This window comes from Streptomyces sp. NPDC097640, assembly GCF_040302705.1.
Lineage (GTDB): Bacteria > Actinomycetota > Actinomycetes > Streptomycetales > Streptomycetaceae > Streptomyces.
Genome location: NZ_JBEOSB010000005.1, coordinates 150057 through 166769, shown reverse-complemented (window position 1 = coordinate 166769; position 16713 = coordinate 150057). Strand labels below are relative to the sequence as shown.

13 protein-coding genes are annotated in these 16713 nt (G+C 73.4%); 6 read left to right on the top strand and 7 right to left on the bottom strand.

The features are described 5' to 3' along the window. Positions 1 to 67 precede the first annotated feature (67 nt). Positions 68 to 1261 (top strand): L,D-transpeptidase, encoded by a 1194-nt coding sequence (locus tag ABTY62_RS09275; protein ID WP_352128789.1) that lies wholly within the window; start codon positions 68 to 70, stop codon positions 1259 to 1261. A gap of 82 nt (positions 1262 to 1343) precedes the next feature. On the opposite strand, the gene ABTY62_RS09270 is transcribed toward ABTY62_RS09275, so the two are convergent. Genes ABTY62_RS09270 through uraD form a run of 4 tightly spaced genes read right to left on the bottom strand, consistent with a single transcriptional unit; the run spans position 1344 to position 4535 of the window. Next, positions 1344 to 2753: an 8-oxoguanine deaminase gene (locus ABTY62_RS09270; RefSeq protein ID WP_352128788.1), complete on the bottom strand. Its 1410-nt coding sequence runs from the start codon at positions 2751 to 2753 to the stop codon at positions 1344 to 1346. 14 nt (positions 2754 to 2767) lie between these two features. Further along, complete coding sequence (gene pucL / locus ABTY62_RS09265; RefSeq protein WP_352128787.1) at positions 2768 to 3649, bottom strand: factor-independent urate hydroxylase; 882 nt, start codon at positions 3647 to 3649, stop codon at positions 2768 to 2770. A gap of 5 nt (positions 3650 to 3654) precedes the next feature. Further along, positions 3655 to 4014: a hydroxyisourate hydrolase gene (gene uraH / locus ABTY62_RS09260; RefSeq protein WP_352128786.1), complete on the bottom strand. Its 360-nt coding sequence runs from the start codon at positions 4012 to 4014 to the stop codon at positions 3655 to 3657. Beyond that, positions 4014 to 4535 carry a 2-oxo-4-hydroxy-4-carboxy-5-ureidoimidazoline decarboxylase gene (gene uraD, locus ABTY62_RS09255; protein WP_352128785.1) on the bottom strand — a complete coding sequence of 174 codons (522 nt, stop codon included), beginning with the start codon at positions 4533 to 4535 and terminating at the stop codon, positions 4014 to 4016. Before uraD ends, uraH begins: the two co-directional genes overlap by 1 nt. Positions 4536 to 4661: 126 nt before the next feature. On the opposite strand from uraD, the gene ABTY62_RS09250 reads away from it, so the two are divergent. From ABTY62_RS09250 to ABTY62_RS09240, 3 genes are all read left to right on the top strand, one after another. Beyond that, positions 4662 to 5459 (top strand): SDR family oxidoreductase, encoded by a 798-nt coding sequence (locus ABTY62_RS09250; RefSeq protein ID WP_352128784.1) that lies wholly within the window; start codon positions 4662 to 4664, stop codon positions 5457 to 5459. A 172-nt stretch (positions 5460 to 5631) separates the two neighbouring features. After that, on the top strand, positions 5632 to 9348 hold the full coding sequence (locus ABTY62_RS09245) for a HAMP domain-containing protein (RefSeq protein WP_502997432.1): 3717 nt from the start codon (positions 5632 to 5634) through the stop codon (positions 9346 to 9348). 70 nt (positions 9349 to 9418) lie between these two features. Beyond that, entirely contained in the window at positions 9419 to 11845 is a 2427-nt protein-coding gene (locus ABTY62_RS09240; protein WP_352128783.1) for a SpoIIE family protein phosphatase, read from the top strand. On the opposite strand, the gene ABTY62_RS09235 is transcribed toward ABTY62_RS09240, so the two are convergent. Next, on the bottom strand, positions 11833 to 12267 hold the full coding sequence (locus tag ABTY62_RS09235) for a helix-turn-helix domain-containing protein (RefSeq protein WP_352128782.1): 435 nt from the start codon (positions 12265 to 12267) through the stop codon (positions 11833 to 11835). The two genes, ABTY62_RS09240 and ABTY62_RS09235, sit on opposite strands and share 13 nt — an antisense overlap. Then, complete coding sequence (locus tag ABTY62_RS09230) at positions 12264 to 12572, bottom strand: hypothetical protein (protein WP_352128781.1); 309 nt, start codon at positions 12570 to 12572, stop codon at positions 12264 to 12266. The genes ABTY62_RS09235 and ABTY62_RS09230 overlap by 4 nt, the downstream gene beginning before the upstream one ends. Positions 12573 to 12921: 349 nt before the next feature. On the opposite strand from ABTY62_RS09230, the gene ABTY62_RS09225 reads away from it, so the two are divergent. Both ABTY62_RS09225 and ABTY62_RS09220 read left to right on the top strand, forming a co-directional pair. Then, positions 12922 to 13662 (top strand): hypothetical protein, encoded by a 741-nt coding sequence (locus ABTY62_RS09225; RefSeq protein WP_352128780.1) that lies wholly within the window; start codon positions 12922 to 12924, stop codon positions 13660 to 13662. A gap of 164 nt (positions 13663 to 13826) precedes the next feature. After that, entirely contained in the window at positions 13827 to 14792 is a 966-nt protein-coding gene (locus ABTY62_RS09220) for an alpha/beta fold hydrolase (RefSeq protein ID WP_352128779.1), read from the top strand. Here the strand turns inward: ABTY62_RS09220 and ABTY62_RS09215 are convergent. Continuing rightward, complete coding sequence (locus ABTY62_RS09215) at positions 14787 to 16670, bottom strand: hypothetical protein (RefSeq protein ID WP_352128778.1); 1884 nt, start codon at positions 16668 to 16670, stop codon at positions 14787 to 14789. The two genes, ABTY62_RS09220 and ABTY62_RS09215, sit on opposite strands and share 6 nt — an antisense overlap. Between the last annotated feature and the right edge of the window lie 43 nt (positions 16671 to 16713).

Sequence of the window (16713 nt, the reverse complement as noted above, 5' to 3'; positions counted from 1 at the left end):
CCCGTGCTTTTCGCGGCTTAGAGTCCCGAGCGTCCCGTCATCTCCCCGACTCTCACGGAGGTTTCCGTTGCGCCAGATACGTGTGCGCTCCGCCGCCACCGCCGCGGCGGCCGCCGCCCTGCTGACCGCCGCGCTCAGCGGCTGCTCCTCCGACGGCTCGGCCCCGGCGAAGGCGGAGGCGAAGGTCGACGGCGAGGGCCGGGGCGGCAAGAAGGTAGCGGTCACCGTGACGCCGCGGCGGGCGGGCGAGCCGGTCGAGGTCTCCGCGAGCGGCGGCACCCTCGCCTCGGTCACCGTCACCGACGGACGGGGCGGCAGGCTCACCGGCGCGGTGTCGCGCGACGGCCGGACCTGGACCTCGGACCGCAACGCCGCACCCGGCACCACCTACACCGTCAAGGCGGCGACCCATGCCGAGGGCGGGGCGGCGGGAAGCGCGAAGTCGTCCTTCACCACCGCCGCCGCGGGCCTGGTCAACAAGGTGGACTGGCGGCCGGGCGGGGACACCACGGTCGGTGTGGCGCAGCCGATCTCCCTGGTCTTCGACCGCCCGGTGAAGAACAAGGCCGCCGTCGAGAAACAGCTCAAGGTCACCACCTCGAACAACACCGAGGGCTCGTGGGGCTGGATGAAGGACTGGACCGGCCGGGACCGGGTGGACTGGCGGCCCAGGAAGTACTGGCGGCCGGGCACCGAGGTCACCCTGGACGCCCGGCTGAACGGCACCGACTCGGGCCGGGGCGGCGGCTGGTTCGTCCGCGACTACAAGCTCGGCTTCACCATCGGCGCCCGGCAGGTGGTCAAGGTCGACCTCGACGACAAGCAGCTCACCCTGGAACGCGACGGCAAGGCGGTACGGACCTTCCCGGTCTCCGGCGGCACCCCCGGCGCCGACACCGGCTCATGGCGGGGCACGGAGGTGCTGATGGCCAAGGAGGGCACCATCCGGATGAACTCCGAGACCGTCGGCCTCGGCAACGCCTACGACCAGAAGGTCGACTACTCGATGCGGCTGACCTGGTCGGGGACGTACGCGCACGCCGCGCCCTGGAACGCCGCCTACTTCGGCAGGGCCAACAAGAGCCACGGCTGCATCGGCATGAGCGACACCGACGCGGCATGGCTGTACGAACACGCCCGCATCGGCGACCCGTTCGAGGTCAAGGGCGCGGAGACCAAGGGGCAGGTGGCGCTGAACAACGGCTTCGGCGACTGGAACGTGAGCTGGGAGGAGTGGCGGGCCAAGAGCGCCCTGCGCTGACCGGACCCGGAGATTGGCTCAGCCACTCAGCCACTCAGCCGGTGAGCCACCCCGCCACCCCACCACTGAGCCACCCCGCCGCTCAGCCGTCGGCCGCGATACGGGCGAGCCGGCGGGCCTCGTCGCGGGCGCGGCGGGCGATGTCGTCCTCGTCGGCGGTCATCAGCCGGCCCGCCTCCACCACCGGGCGGCCGTCCACGAGCGACAGGGTCACCGGCGCGGGCGGGCCGAGGACCAGCGCCGCGACCGGGTCGGCGATCGTCGAGTGGCCGAGGCCGTCGAGCTTCCACAGCACCAGGTCGGCCAGCTTGCCCGGCTCCAGGGAGCCGATCTGGTCCTGCCGGCCGAGCACCCGGGCCCCGCCGTAGGTGCCGAGGCGCAGCGCCTGACGGACGTTCAGCGCCGCCTCCCGGTGCGGTCCGAGCCGGCCCACCAGCAGGGCGTTGCGCAGTTCGGTGTGCAGTTCGCCGGACTCGTTGGAGGCGGTGCCGTCCACGCCCAGGCCGACCGGCACCCCGGCGGCCAGCAGGTCGGGGACGCGCGCGATGCCCGCGGCCAGCCGGGCGTTGGACGAGGGGCAGTGGGCGACGCCCGTGCCGGTGCGGGCGAAGGCCGCGATGTCGGCGTCGTTCATATGGACGCAGTGCGCCATCCACACGTCCTCGCCCAGCCAGCCGGTCGACTCGAAGTAGTCGGTCGGGCCCATCCCGAACAGCTCGTGGCAGAACTTCTCCTCCTCCACCGTCTCCGAGCCGTGCGTGTGCAGCCGTACGCCCTTGCGGCGGGCCAGCGCCGCGCCCTCGCGGAGCAGTTCGGTGGAGACCGAGAAGGGCGAGCAGGGCGCGACCGCGATGTGCAGCATGGAGTCGAAGGAGGGGTCGTGGTGGGTGTCGATCGCCTCCTCGGTGGCGCGCAGCGCGCCCTCGGTGGTCTCGACCGCGAAGTCCGGCGGCAGCCCGCCGTCCGAGACACCGCGGTCCATGGAGCCGCGCGCGGCCGTGAACCGCACGCCCAGCTCACGCGCCGCGCGGATCTCGGCACCCAGCAGATCGCCCGCGCCGCGCGGGAAGACGTAGTGGTGGTCCATCGCGCAGGTGACCCCGCCGCGGACCATCATGGCCAGCGAGGCGCGCGCCGCCTCGTGCACCATCGGCTCGTCGATCCGGGCCCAGGTGGGGTAGAGCGCGACCAGCCAGTCGAAGAGGTTGTGGTCCTGGGCCAGGCCGCGGGTGAGCCACTGGTAGTAGTGGTGGTGGGTGTTGACCAGGCCGGGGGTCGCCAGATGTCCGGTGCCGTCGACCCGGCGGACCACCCCGTCCAGGCCGGCGGGCGCGGGGCCGGGGCCCACCGACTCCAGGCGGTTGCCCGCGACCACGACGTGGCCGTAGGCGTACTCGGTGTCATGGGCGTCGACGGTGGCGATGGCGCAGTTCTCGATGACGATGCGGTTCGGTGCGGCGGCGGTGTGGCCGGGTTCCGCGGTGTTGTTCACGTCAGTCGCCCCCTTCAGTCCGTGGCGATGCGGGGCCGGACGCCGTCCCGCAGGACCGTGGCCTCGATGAGGCCGTACGGCCGGTCGGCGGCGAAGTACACCTCGTTGTCGTTCTTGAGGCCGAAGGGCGTCAGATCGACCAGGAAGTGGTGCTTGTTGGGCAGCGAGAGCCGTATCTCGTCGATCGCGGGGCGGTTGTCGATCACCCGCGCGCCCATCTCGTACAGCGTCTGCTGGAGCGAGAGCGAGTACGTCTCGGCGAAGGCGGCCAGCAGGTCGCCTCTCGCGTCTGCGTATATACGCTCCCAGTCCGGCACCGGCTCGCTGTCGTCGCACCAGCCGTAGCGCCACCGGGCGTGCACTTCGGTGGCGAGGACGCGGTCGCGGGTCTCCGGCAGCGTGGTGTACTCGTCCTTGACGAAGCCGTGGAACTCCGAGTCGGTGGAGTTCAGGACCGTCAGATCCGTCAGCCCGGAGATCACCTCCCACCGCTCGCCGTCGAAGGCGACCTGGGCGGTGCGGGTCTCCTGTCCCGAGCGCACGAAGGAGTGGCGCGCGGCCCCGGCGGTCTCGATCCGCTCCCAGCCGTACTCCTCGATCCGGACGCGGGCGGTGCGGATGGCCTCCTGGCCCGTGACGAAGTGGCGGGCGAGCCGGATGCCGAACTCCTCCGGCGAGGCGATGCCGTGTTCCTTGGCGAAGGCGTACACGGTGTTCTTGGTGGTGTCGGTCGGCAGGACGTTGGCGTTGCTGCCGGAGAGGTGGACCTCGTCCATGTCGCCGGAGAGCGCCACCGACACGTTCAGGTCCCTGATGTGGTGGACGGCGCCGTCCCGCACGATCCTGACGACGCGGGTCTCCGCCTTGCCGTACTGGTTCTGGCCGAGCGTGGGCATCGGTGCTAGCTCCCTCGGTATACGGAGTAGCCGAACGGGTTGAGCAGCAGGGGCACGTGGTAGTGCTCGCCGCGCTCGACGGCGAAGACCACGACCGCCTCCGGGAAGAAGGGGGTGTGTCCCGCGCGCACGAGATACGGCTCGACCTCGAAGCGCACCCGTGCGTGTGCGGTGCCCTCGGGGAGGGCGGGCAGATCCTTGCAGCGGCCGTCGGCGTCGGTCCTGGAGACGGCGTGTGCCGCCCAGGCCGCGTCGGCCCGGCGGCGTACGGACAGCTCGACGGACACCCCGGCGGCCGGGCGGCCGAGGGAGGTGTCCAGGATGTGCGTGGACACGGAGGTGCGCGTCCCGGATGGCGTGGCCATCACCCCTGCCCTCCTTCTTCCTCATGCCCGACGTCCACGAGCCGGGCCAGCCGGATGCGATTGATCTTGCCCAGCTCGGTGCGGACGATCTCGCGTTCGGTGTCCGCGTCGTTGCCGATCCGCTCGTTGAGAGCAGCCAGCATCTCCTCGCCGCCGCGCCCGGTGGCGCAGATGAGGAAGACATGGCCGTGGCGCTCCTGGTAGGCGAGGTTGAGCTCCAGCAGCTCCGCGCGCTCGGCCTCCCCCACCCCGCTCTGCTCGCGCACCGAGGTGGCGTCGCCCGGCTTCGGCCGCCCTATGGGCGGATGCCCGGCCATCGCCTCGGCCAAGTCGGCGGCGGTCAGCCCCGCCGTGGCGTCCTCGGCGGCGGCCAGCAGCGCGCCGACGCTGCCGTACGGCCGCCCGGCGGCCACCGCCGCGCCCCAGGCCCGGCTGGCGCACACCTCGCCCAGCAGTACGGCCGCGCCCGGCTCGTCCGCTGTGTTGAACCGGGCCAGTCCCGGCGGAGCGCTGGAAGTCACACCCGCAAGCTAGGAGCCGCCACGGCAGGGCGTCAACAGTTTGTTGAAAACTTCGGGTTACGGCGAGCAGCCCACTGCTCGGAAATCCGTGTGTCCAGGGGCCGGACGGCCGGGCAGGATGGCCCCATGAGCGATGGCGCGGGCGCGATGAGCGAGCAGGCGGGGGGCGGCGCGGAGCGGCCGCTGGCCCTGGTCACGGGGGCGGGCCGGCGGGAGGGCATCGCCGCGGCCATCGTCCTGAGCCTGGCGGAGGCCGGCTGGGACGTGGCGTTCAGCCACTGGCCCCCGTACGACCGGAGGATGTCCTGGGGGGCCCAGCCCGAGGCCGCGGATCAGCTGCGCGAGCGGCTGGGCGCGCTCGGGGCCAGGTCGATGGCGGTCGAGGCCGACCTGAGCGACCCGGCCGCCCCGGCGGCGCTCTTCGACACGGCGGAGAAGGAGCTGGGAAACGTCACCGCGCTGGTGCTCTGCCACTGCGAGTCCGTCGACTCGGGGCTGCTGAACACCTCCGTCGAGAGCTTCGACCTGCACTTCGCGGTCAACGCGCGGGCCACCTGGCTGCTGATCAAGGAGTACGGCCTGAGGTTCCGGGGCACCCCGGGCACCGGCCGGATCATCAGCCTGACCAGCGACCACACGGCCGGTAATCTGCCCTACGGGGCGAGCAAGGGGGCCATGGACCGCATCACGCTGGCCGCCGCCCACGAGCTCGCCCACCTCGGAGTCACCGCGAACGCCGTCAACCCCGGGCCGACGGACACCGGCTGGATGACCGAGCGGCAGAAGGCCGACCTGAGCCGGGCGACCCCGCTGGGCCGCCTCGGAATGCCGCAGGACTGCGCCAACCTGGTCACGTTCCTCTGCTCCGACCAGGGCGGCTGGGTCAACGGCCAGCTGCTCCACAGCAACGGCGGCCTGCGGTGAGACGGAGGGCCCAGTAGCGCCTCGGGCCGCGCTGTCCGCCAGGGAAACGTCGGCGGCACACTGGAGACGACGGGGCGACCGCCGGGCGGCCTCCGGGCGGTCGAGGGGCCGCGGTCTCCAGGCAGCCTTCCGGCCGGTCGGCCGGTGACGGATCAGTACGGCTGGAGCGGAGATGGCTGAGGCTTCCGGCGCGGCCGCGCGGGACGGACCTGCGAGCGTGGCCCGCCAGATGGACGAGATCGGGTTGCGCCGTCTGCTCGCCGGTCTCACCGCGGTCCGGGACGGCGATTTCCGCACCCGGATCCCCGAGGACTGCGACGGGCTGCTCGGTGAGATCGCCACCGTCTTCAACGGCATGCTGGACCAGCTGTCACGGTTCACCTCCGAGGTGACCCGGGTGGCCCGCGAGGTCGGCAGCGAGGGCCGCCTCGGCGGACAGGCCCGGGTGCCGGACGTGTCGGGGTCGTGGAAGGACCTCACCGAGTCGGTGAACGCCATGGCGGGGAACCTCACCACTCAGGTGCGGAACATCGCGCAGGTGGCCACCGCCGTGGCCTGCGGCGATCTCTCGCAGAAGATCACCGTGGACGCTCGCGGGGAGATCCTGGAGCTCAAGGAGACCATCAACACGATGGTCGACCAGCTTTCGGCGTTCGCCGACGAGGTGACCCGGGTGGCCCGCGAGGTGGGCACCGAGGGCAACCTCGGCGGCCAGGCCACCGTCCGCGGGGTCTCCGGCACCTGGAAGGGCCTCACCGACAACGTCAACGTCATGGCGTCCAACCTCACCGGCCAGGTGCGGAGCATCTCGCAGGTGGCCACCGCGGTCGCCCGCGGAGACCTCTCCCAGCGGATCGTCGTCGAGGCCAAGGGGGAGGTCGCGGCCCTCGCCGGGGTCATCAACACCATGGTCGACACGCTGTCCGCGTTCGCCGACGAGGTGACCCGGGTGGCCTCCGAGGTGGGCACCGACGGCATCCTCGGCGGACAGGCCCGGGTGCCCCATGTGGCGGGTACCTGGAAGGACCTCACGGACAGCGTCAACTCCATGGCGAACAACCTGACCGGCCAGGTCCGCAACATCGCCCAGGTCACCACCGCCGTCGCGGGCGGCGACCTCCACCGCAAGATAGACGTGGACGCCCGCGGGGAGATCCTGGAGCTCAAGACCACCATCAACACCATGGTCGACCAGCTGTCCTCCTTCGCCGCCGAGGTGACCCGGGTGGCCCGCGAGGTCGGCAGCGAGGGCCGCCTCGGCGGGCAGGCCGAGGTGGAGGGCGTCTCGGGCACCTGGAAGCGGCTCACCGAGAACGTCAACGAGCTGGCCGGCAACCTCACCCGGCAGGTCCGCGCGATCGCCGAGGTCACCAGTGCGGTGGCCGAGGGGGACCTGACCCGCTCCATCACCGTGGACGCCTCCGGAGAGGTCGCCGAGCTCAAGGACAACATCAACGCCATGGTGAAGTCGCTGCGCCAGACCACCCGGGCCAACCAGGAGCAGGACTGGCTCAAGACCAACCTGGCCCGGATCTCCGGCCTGGTACAGGGCCGCCGCGATCTCGCCGACGTCGCCAGGCTGATCATGGACGAGCTGGTGCCGCTGGTGTCCGCCCAGTACGGCGCGTTCTTCCTCGCCGAGGACACTCACGACGGCGTGCGGCTGTGTCTCATCGACTCCTACGGACGTCCCGAAGGCTCCCGCCGCCCCACGCGGTTCCGGCTCGGCGAGTCGCTGGTGGGTCAGGCCGCCCGCAGCCGGCGCACCATCGCGGTGGACGACGTCCCAGCCGATTACGTCATCTCCTCCGGGCTCGGCGACGCGGCCCCCGCCAGCCTGGTCGTGCTGCCCGTCATGGCGGAGGAGCAGGTGCTCGGCGTCATCGAGCTGGCTTCCACTCGCCGCTTCACCCCGGTGCACCGGGATTTCCTGGACCAGCTGATGGAGACCGTCGGCGGCAACGTCAACGCCATCATCGCTGGCGCCCGCACCGACGAGCTCCTGGGCGAGTCGCAGCGCCTCGCGGGCGAACTTCAGTCGCGTTCGGAGGAACTCCAGGTCCGCCAGGAGGAACTCCAGCACTCCAACGCCGAACTGGAGGAGAAGGCCGCGCTGCTGGCCAGTCAGAACCGCGACATCGAGACGAAGAACCAGGAGATCGAGCAGGCGCGGCAGGAGCTCGAGGCCCGGGCCCGGGAGCTCGCCCGTGCCTCCAGGTACAAGTCGGAATTCCTGGCCAACATGAGCCACGAGCTGCGGACCCCGCTCAACAGCCTGCTCATCCTCGCCCAGCTGCTGTCCCAGAACCCCGGCCGCAACCTCACCCCGAAGCAGGTGGAGTACGCGGAAGTCATCCACTCCGCCGGCTCCGACCTGCTCCAGCTGATCAACGACATCCTCGATCTGTCCAAGGTCGAGGCGGGGAAGATGGACATCAGCCCCGAGCGCTTCCGGCTGCGCCGGCTGCTGGACTCCCTGGACGCCGCCTTCCGCCCCCTCACCTCCCAGAAGGGGCTGGAGTTCCAGGTCGTCACGGCGCCCGGAGTCCCGTCCGAACTGGTCACCGACGAGTCCCGGCTGCGCCAGGTGCTCCGGAACCTGCTCTCCAACGCCGTGAAGTTCACCGAGGCAGGCCATGTCGAACTGCGGATCGAACGCGTCGACACATCCGCCGCCGACCTGCCCGACTCCGTCCGCCGCTCCAGCCGCCCCGCCCTGGCCTTCCGGGTCGGCGACACCGGCATCGGCATCTCGGAACAGCACCTGGAGAGCGTCTTCGGCGCCTTCCAGCAGGCCGATGGCACCACCAGCCGCAAGTACGGGGGAACCGGCCTTGGCCTGTCCATCTGCCGCGAGATCGCCTACCTGCTCGGCGGCTCCATCCACGCCCGGAGCACCCAGGGCGAGGGCAGCTGCTTCACCCTGTACCTGCCGACCGTGCACCCCACCGTCCAGGACACCGCGGCACCGCACCCGCCGGGCACTGCCACGGCGGCCCCCGCGGCGGAGGTGCCCGGTGCCGCGCCGCCCGACAGCGTGCCACCCGCGGTGCGCCGCGTGCTGGTCGTCGAGGCCAGGCCGCGGGGGCTGCTGTCCCTGCTGGCCGAGAGCGCTGTCGCCGACCTGCCCGGGGTCCCCTCGCCCGTCCGGGTGGACACCGCCACCGACCCCGGGGAGGCGGCGGCCGCACTGGTCGGCCGGACACACCACTGCGCGGTGGTGGACTGCGGTCTGCCCCGCGAGGGCGCGGGCGAACTGCTGAGTCTCCTCGACGCCGACCCGGCCCTGCGCCACGTCCCCGTCCTGGTCCACTGCGGCCACCCGGCGCCCTCGGCCGAGGAGGAGCACCGGCTCCGGGCCCGGGCCGGCGGCCAGCCGCTCGAAGTGCTCACCAGCCTGGACGAGCTGCGGATGCGCATCGTGCTGCATCTGACCGCCGAGCGCCCCGGCGAGGCCCTGCCGCTGGTCCACGCCCCGAAGACCGGGCCGGGGCCCGCACCCCGGGAGGCCGACCCGCTCGTCGGCCGCACCGTGCTGATCGTCGACGACGATGACCGGAACGTCTTCGCCGTCACCGGCATCCTGGAGCTGCACGGCATGCGCGTCGTGCACGCCGAGAACGGCCGGGTAGGCGTGGAGGCGCTGGCCGACGAGGACATCGACCTGGTCCTGATGGACGTGATGATGCCGCAGATGGACGGCTACGCCGCCACCGCGGCGATGCGTGCCATGCCCGGGCGGCGCCATGTACCGATCATCGCCGTCACCGCCAAGGCCATGTCCGGTGACCGGGAGAAGTGCCTGGCCGCCGGGGCGGACGACTATGTGCCCAAGCCCGTCGACGCACAGCAGCTGGTCCACTGCATGCGCCGCTGGATCGACCTGTGATGTGCTTGGGGTGGGTACCGGGCGGGCAGAGCAGCGGCCCCCCGGATCCCCGGGCCGAGGAGCAACCCCCATGGCGGAGCAGCAGCACGAACCCGCCGCGCGTCCCGCACCACACGGTGAGGCCGGAGCGGCCGGGCTGGCGGCCACGGTCGACCGGCTGAGTACGGAGATTCGCGCCCTGTGGGAGGACCGCGAGGCCCGGGTCGTGGTGGAACTCGCCGAAGGCGTCCTCGTGGAACGGCTGAACTGCGCTCCGGCCGAAGCCGCGCAGCAGTTGCGGAGGCTCGCCTCCGACGCCCGGATGCCCCTGCCCGAGCTGGCCGCCGACATCATCAACCAGGCCGCCTCGGACGCCACCGCGGCCGCGGCCTCGGAAGCCCGAGCCGCGGAAGCCCGGGCCGCGCAGGCCGCCGCGTCCGGCACCGGCCGGACGGCAGGGGGAGCCGCGGGCCCGCGGCGCGAAGGGCCGGCCCTGCGGCTGCGTACGGCGGAGGCCGCCGCCATCCTGGCCGGTGACGACACCCAGGCGCTCGCCCGCGGCCTCCTCGACCGGGCTCTGAAACCACTGGGCGCCACCGCCGCCGCCGTGTGGTCGGCCGCCCCCGACGGCTCCCTCACCCTGGCCGGAGAGGCCGGGTTCGGCCCCGCCGAGGCCGCCCGCTGGCGCTATGTCCCGCCCGGGCTCGGCACCCCGGCCCAGCAGGCCATCACCGAGGACCGGACGCTGTGGATCACCGAGTCCGGCGACCCGCCGCCGCCCACCATCGGCGGCGGCAGCGGCAGCGGCGACAGGGGCGGCGGCGAGGGCGGCACACGGGCTGTCGTGCCTGCTCAAGGCGGGGGTCAGCGGGTGGGCGTCCTGGAGGTCCACTGGCCGGGCCCCCACCCCGCGCTCGCCCTCCAACGACAGCTGGACGCCCTGGCCCAGCTGTGCACCCTGTCGCTCTCCGACCACGGCCCGGAGTCGGACAGCCCGCCCGGCGGAACCGCCGCCTGGCTCGTCGGACTGCTCGACGGCCTGCTGGACTCCGCCGCCCTCCTGCGCCCGCTGCGGGACCGCGACGGCCGGATCACCGACTTCAGGATCGAGCACACCAACGAGCGCTTCACCGACCCGGCCGGCCGTCCCCGTGACGCGCTGACCGGGCTCCCGCTGCTGGAGGCGTATCCGCTGTTCGCCGCGGAGGGCGGCCTGTTCGAGCGGATCAAGCGGGTGCACAGCACCGGGGCCCCGTATCGCAGCCGGAGCACGGTGCTCAGGTTCCCGGGCGGCCCGGCGCCACCGGCCGTGGTCGCTGCCGTGGGGCTGGCCCGCTTCGGCGATGTGGTGCTGCTCAGCTGGCGGCTCCCGGAGGGCGACGCCCGACTGGCCGACCTGCTGGGACACGCCCAGCGGCTCAGCCGGATCGGCGCCTTCGAGGAGAACCTGACCACCGGTGAGATCTCCTGGACCGAGCAGCTGTCCGCCATGTACGGGCTGGAGCCCGGCGCGGACCCGGTGCCGCTGCACCAGCTCTCCGGACATGCGCACCCCGACGACACCGCCGCCGTGAGCCGCTTCCTGCGCAGCGTGCTGCACCAGCGGAAGGAGAGCGCGATCACCTTCCGGCTCCGGCGCGCCGACGGGGTGGTCCGCCACCTGCGGGTGGTCGCCGAACCCCGCTGCGACGCCTCCGGGCTCCTGGTCGCGGTGCGCGGCGCCTACCAGGACATCTCTCCCCACCGCTGGACCGAGGTCGCGCTGGCCGCCACCCGGGACCGGCTGGCCGGGGTCGAGCAGCAGGCCGCGGAGCGTCATCGGCTGGCCCGGCAGCTACAGCGGGCGATCATGCCCCCGGAGGAACACCCGGTGTACGGGGCGGGGCTGCGCGTCGCCGTGCGCTACCGCCCGGCGGAAGAGGACCAGCGAGTCGGCGGAGACTGGTACGACGCCGTCGTGCTGCCCGATGGCCGGATGCTGCTCACGGTCGGTGACATCGCCGGGCACGGCATCGCCGCCGCGACGGGCATGGTCGTCCTGCGCAACGCGCTGCGCGGCCTCGCCGTCACCGGCGCGGGGCCGGGCCGGCTGCTCTCCTGGCTCAACAGCGTCGCCTGCTGCCTCCCCGAGCAGGTCACCGCCACAGTCGTCTGCGGCCTGTTCGATCCCGCCGCCCGGACCTTGCACTGGGCCAACGCGGGACACGTGCCCCCGATCCTCGTCCGCCGCGGGAAGGCCGAAGCGCTCACGCCGCCGGACGGCGTGCTGCTGGGCGCCGTGGACTCCGCCTCGTACGAGGAGTCCCGGCACGAGCTGCGGCGCCACGACATCCTGCTGGTGTACACCGACGGTCTGATCGAGCGCCGCGGCAGCGGCATCGACCAAGCCCTCGGGCAGCTCCTCACCGCCGCCGGCCGCCCGGTGGACGACCTCGAGGGCTATCTGGACGCACTGCTGTCCTGCGACATCGCCGACACCGACGACGACACCTGCCTGATCGCGGTTCAACCGACCTGATCGTCACGGTGCGCCGGGTCGCTCGTCCCGCCGCCCCCACGCGCCTTGGCCCGCTGCTCATTGGCGTAATTGATGTAGTTGTAGACGGTGAAGCGGCTGACGCCGAGCGCGGTCGCGACGGTCTCCACGCCGTGGCGCATGGAGAAGGCGCCGCGCTGTTCGAGGAGGCGGACGACCGACTGCTTGGTCTTGCGGTCGAGGTCGGCGAGCGGGACGCCGTGGCGGCGGCGGAGCTCGGCGAGGATGTGGTCGAGCGAGTCGGAGAGGTGCGGGAGGCGTACGGCCACGACCTCCCGGCCCTCCCAGGAGAGGACCACGTCGTCGTCCTGGGCGCGGTCCGGGGCGATCAGCTCGCCGCCTATGGCGTCCACCAGCGGTTTGACGGCCTTGGCGAAGGGGTCGTCGTCGGCGGGCGGGGTCATCGGCCGCCCTCCCCCGGCTCGTCCGGCTCGTCCGGCTCCTCCGGCTCCTCCGGCTCCTCCGGCTCCTCCGCGACCACGTTGACCTGGAGCGAGACCCGGGTGGCGCCCGCCCCCAGGGACTTGCGGAGCAGCTCGTCGATGGTGGCCAGGACGGCCTCCGCCCGGCCCTCCGCGGTGTTGCCGAACGGGCCGACGTCGACGGAGTCCAGCGCGGCGCCCTGCACGATGTCGCGGGCCACCACGGCGTGCGGGGGCACCTCGTCGAGGTCGAACGGCTCGGTGGTGAACTCAACCCTCAGTCTCACGCCGCCAACCTACTGCCCACGCGCACAAGGCGTCACGGCCTCCGGGCGGCGGGCCCCAGGCCCTCTCCGGCGGATCCGTAACCAGGGGCTTCGCCCCTGGACCCCGGGTCTGGGGCAGAGCCCCCCGCGCGGCGGAGCCGCAAATCGGCAGGGGCCGGGAAGGGGCTGGGAGGGGAGCTGCCGATGTGCGGCTCCGCCGCGTGGCCTCCGGGCACCCCCTAACACGGCGGTCCGGCCGACGCGTGCAGAACCGCCAAGTCGCTGCCCGGGGCCTCCCCCTTCCTGGAGCATGGGGGGATACCTCTCCCCCGGCCCCCGAGGGGGCCGCGACCGACCCTCGGAGCAGCAGATGACAGACAGCGTGCCGGTGCGCTGCCCCGCGTGCCGCCGCGAGCAGTCGTTCACCCCGCCCACCTACCCGTGCTCGTGCGGAGCCCCGCTCACCCTCCCCGTGCTGCACGACAGTTCCCCGGAGGAGATCGAGCACCGCACCTGGGAGGCCACCTGGGTGGCGGCCAACTGTGCCACCTGCGGCCGCCAGGGGAGCTGGCCGCAGCCGGAGTTCGGCTGTCCGTGCGGCGCGCTGGTGCGCGTCCCGGTGGCGTCGGCGCCCGATCCCACGGAGCGCGCCCCGGCCACCGCCCGCCCCCGCAACGCGGCGGCCCCCGCCGCCGGGCCGCCGGGCAGGGCGGCGCTGCGCCCCGCCTTCCAGCCGGTGACGATCCGTACGGCGCGGGACGCCGTGACCGCCGCCGCGCAGTATCTGAAGTGGCTCGGCTTCCACGGGGTGCGGCAGCCGGAGGAGGGCCAGGCGGCGTCCGGGGTGGATCTGTGCGGGCCGGGGGTGGTCGCCCAGGTGGACCCGACCACCCGGCCCACCGCGCTGCGCGACATCGAGTGCCTGTGGCTGAACGGACTCAACGAATCGGCCGTCAGCGTGTTCTTCTCGCTCGCGGGTTACGCCAGGGACGCTCGGGCGCGCGCCGACGCGCTGCACATCCCGCTGTTCATCATGGATCTGACCGGCACCCCACAGCCCGTCAACGACCCGGCGGACTCGCTGATCCGGGTGGGGCCTCCTGAAGGGTGAACGCGTACCCCGCGTTCGCGCCTTGTTCATTATGACCCGGCGGAGGGCCCCCGGGCCTCCCCTTCGGGGATGATCTTCGCCTCTCCGGAGCGCCCTACGGTGGTGGTCGATCCCCCTTTCCGCGACTTTCCGCGACTTTCCGCGACGCTACGGAGCGATGCCCCATGCCCTCATCCGCCCCTGCCTCCTCCACCTCTGCCTCCCCCGCCGACCTCACCGTCGAGCGCGACGACGTGACGCTGGCCGTACGCGACCACGGCGGCACCGGCACCCCGCTGCTGCTGCTCCACGGGGCCTCCCGCACCCTCGCCGACTGGTCGGTCACCGCGGCCGATCTCACCACGGACCACCGGGTGGTCTCGATGGACCTGCGCGCCCACGGCCGCTCCGGCCGCGGCGACACGCCCTGGGCGTTCCCCGCCGTGCTCGACGACATCGAGGCCGTCCTGGCGGCCCTGGGCATCCCGGAGGCCATACCGGTCGGCCACTCCCTCGGCGGCATGGCCGCCGCGCTGTACGCGGACGCCCACCCGCGCACCCCCGCCGCGGTCAACCTCGACGGCGTGGGCAACGGCCGCCCCGAGCAGTACGTCGGCCTGGACCGGGACACCGTGCTCGACGGCCTCGCCCGCGCCCGCCGGTTCTCCGAGGCCGCGGCGGGCATGGCCTTTCCCTCGGAGGCGCTGGAGACGACGGTCTTCGCCCAGCAGGCGGCGATGGCCAAGGCGCTGGGGATCAAGCCCGAGGTGCTCGGCGAGGGCGTCCGGCGCGCGCTCGGCGAGACCCCGGAGGGGCAGCTGTATCTGCGGCCGGAGCGGGAGCGGGCGCTGGAGATGCTCGACCGGATGGACGAGCTCGACCTCTTCCCGGTCTACCGCCGCCTCACCCGCCCGGTGCTGATCGTGCGCGCGGGACGGCTGGTGGCGCAGGGAGGCCCGCTGGCGTGGTTCGACGAGCTGATGACCGCGTACGTCAAGGGCCTGGACCGCGACCTGAGCGAGCTGGCGGCCGCGCACCCCCACCTCACCCTCCGCACCATCGACGCCTCGCACGCCATGCTCCTGGAGCGCCCGGGCGCGGTCGCCGGGCTGATCCGCTCCTTCACCACCGGCCTGGGCCCGCGCTCATGACGCCCCGGCCGGGCCCTCGGTGAGGGTGGCCTCGATGCTGCTCGCCCCCGGCCACCGCGGGTCCTGCCCGGCCAGGCGCGCGTACACCCGCTGCCACGCCGCGTCCGGATCGTCGGCCCCGTCGAGGTGGGCCGCGACGAGCTCGGCGACCCGCTCGGCCGCGGCCCGGGCCGCGGGCGGTGCCTCGGGGCGGCGGAGGGCGCTGCCGAGATAGCCGAGGACGCGGTCGGCGGGAGCGGCGGCGGAGACCAGGTCGCGGTCGGTCAACAGGCCGTCGGTCAGCAGCTGGTCGGCGCGCATGGTGATCGACCGCCAGTCGGCGCCCCCGAGGCCGAGGCGGGCCATCCCGCGGGCGATCTCGGCGTCCCGGACGGGGCGTTGACGGGAGCTGCCGCGCGGGTCGCGCATGATCGCGTCGGCGTGGCGGGCGGCGACGGCGGACGGGGTCACGGCGTGGGCGACCACCACCGACCAGTGCGGGAACGGCTCGCGGGCGTGCTCGGCCTCCAGACACGCCCAGTCGATGTCCGGGAAGAGGACGAGGAGCCGGTCGGTGTCGTCGAAGCGGTAGCGGCGGACCTTGCGCAGCCGGCTCGCCAGCTTCTGGGTCGTCAGCTCGCGCTTCGCCCGGGCTTCGAGCGCGGCGAGGGGGTCGGCGGAGGCGAGGGCCCGGTGGCACATCTTGGTGACGGCGGGGCCCACCTGCCCGGTGGCCAGCAGCGCGGACAGGCGCGGGGGGCCGCCGCGGCGCAGCAGGTTCAGACAGCCGGCGAGCTGCTCGGGCGTCTTGAACCGGCCGCGGTCGTGCGCGAACGCGGCCTCGATCAGCTCCGGTTCGGCCGCGTGCAGCAGATCGGGGTGGGCGTTGCCCCGGATCCGCGGCTCGTACGGGGCGAGCGGCACCGGGTCGCCCAGCGCCTGCCGGGCCTCCTCCGAGCCGAGGTAGAAGTGCGGGGCGAGCAGGGCGAGGTGGATCTCGGGGTCGCCGACGGCGAGCAGGGCGCGGTGGGTGGACGGGTCCGTATCGGCCCACTCCGCCAGCAGCAGCAGCGCCTCGCGGTCACCGCTCCGCTTCAGATGCTCGACGACCGCCTCGGGCGCGGGCATCCGCTGGGCGACCACGTACAGCGCGAGCAGCCGTCCCGTGTGGGCGGGCAGCAGCGGCATGACGGCGTCCAGGATCTTGGCGTCGGGCGCCCGCCGGAGCACCTCCCCGGCCGGCCACGTCCACTCGCGCGAGCGCAGCAGCTTCTCCCGGGCCCGGCCGGTGACCTTGGGGTGCGGGACGATCCGCCGGGGGTCGGGAGAGGTGTCGGCGGCGCGCGCCAGCAGGTCGGGCCAGGTGGTGTCGTGGACCACGCCGGGGTCCGTGCGCACCTCCGCCACGGCGGTCAGCAGCCGCAGCCAGGCGTCCGTGTCGGTGCCGAGCGCGCCGGCCAGGAAGGCGCGCAGCGACCGCTCCAGAACCCACAGGGACGGCGAGCCGTTCGGGGGCCCCACCGGCATGGTGTACCGGGCGGGGATGGCGGCGAGCATGTCGGGGCCGGTGACCGTGCCCGCGAGCCAGGCGGTGTCCAGCTCGTTGCGGATCGATTCGACGATGCCCAGCCAGTCGCTCCAGACGCGGTCCTCGCGGAGCCTGCTGAGCGCCCGGCGGGTGTCGGGGGCGGGCACCGGCCGCAGCGGGTCGGCGATCCCGCGGCCGCCCCAGCTCTGCCAGGCGTCGCGCGCCCAGGCGGGGAACTCGGCGCCCGGCCAGTGGGTGACGTGCGTGGCGGCCAGGAGCCGCAGCACGCCTTCGTCCGCGGGCAGCGGGGGCGCGCCCCGGGAGAGCCCGCGCAGTGTGTCGATCGCGGCCAGTGCCGAACTCCGTGCCATCAGTGCCCCCGTGGTGCCCCGCCATATCGCGTGCTGTGCTCGG

Coding starts and splice junctions, on each gene's coding strand:
- pucL (WP_352128787.1), bottom strand. CDS start 3,649: ATGCCCACGCTCGGCCAGAACCAGTACGGCAAGGCGGAGACCCGCGTC.
- uraH (WP_352128786.1), bottom strand. CDS start 4,014: ATGGCCACGCCATCCGGGACGCGCACCTCCGTGTCCACGCACATCCTG.
- ABTY62_RS09250 (WP_352128784.1), top strand. CDS start 4,662: ATGAGCGATGGCGCGGGCGCGATGAGCGAGCAGGCGGGGGGCGGCGCG.
- ABTY62_RS09245 (WP_502997432.1), top strand. CDS start 5,632: ATGGCTGAGGCTTCCGGCGCGGCCGCGCGGGACGGACCTGCGAGCGTG.
- ABTY62_RS09240 (WP_352128783.1), top strand. CDS start 9,419: ATGGCGGAGCAGCAGCACGAACCCGCCGCGCGTCCCGCACCACACGGT.
- ABTY62_RS09235 (WP_352128782.1), bottom strand. CDS start 12,267: ATGACCCCGCCCGCCGACGACGACCCCTTCGCCAAGGCCGTCAAACCG.
- ABTY62_RS09225 (WP_352128780.1), top strand. CDS start 12,922: ATGACAGACAGCGTGCCGGTGCGCTGCCCCGCGTGCCGCCGCGAGCAG.
- ABTY62_RS09220 (WP_352128779.1), top strand. CDS start 13,827: ATGCCCTCATCCGCCCCTGCCTCCTCCACCTCTGCCTCCCCCGCCGAC.
- ABTY62_RS09215 (WP_352128778.1), bottom strand. CDS start 16,670: ATGGCACGGAGTTCGGCACTGGCCGCGATCGACACACTGCGCGGGCTC.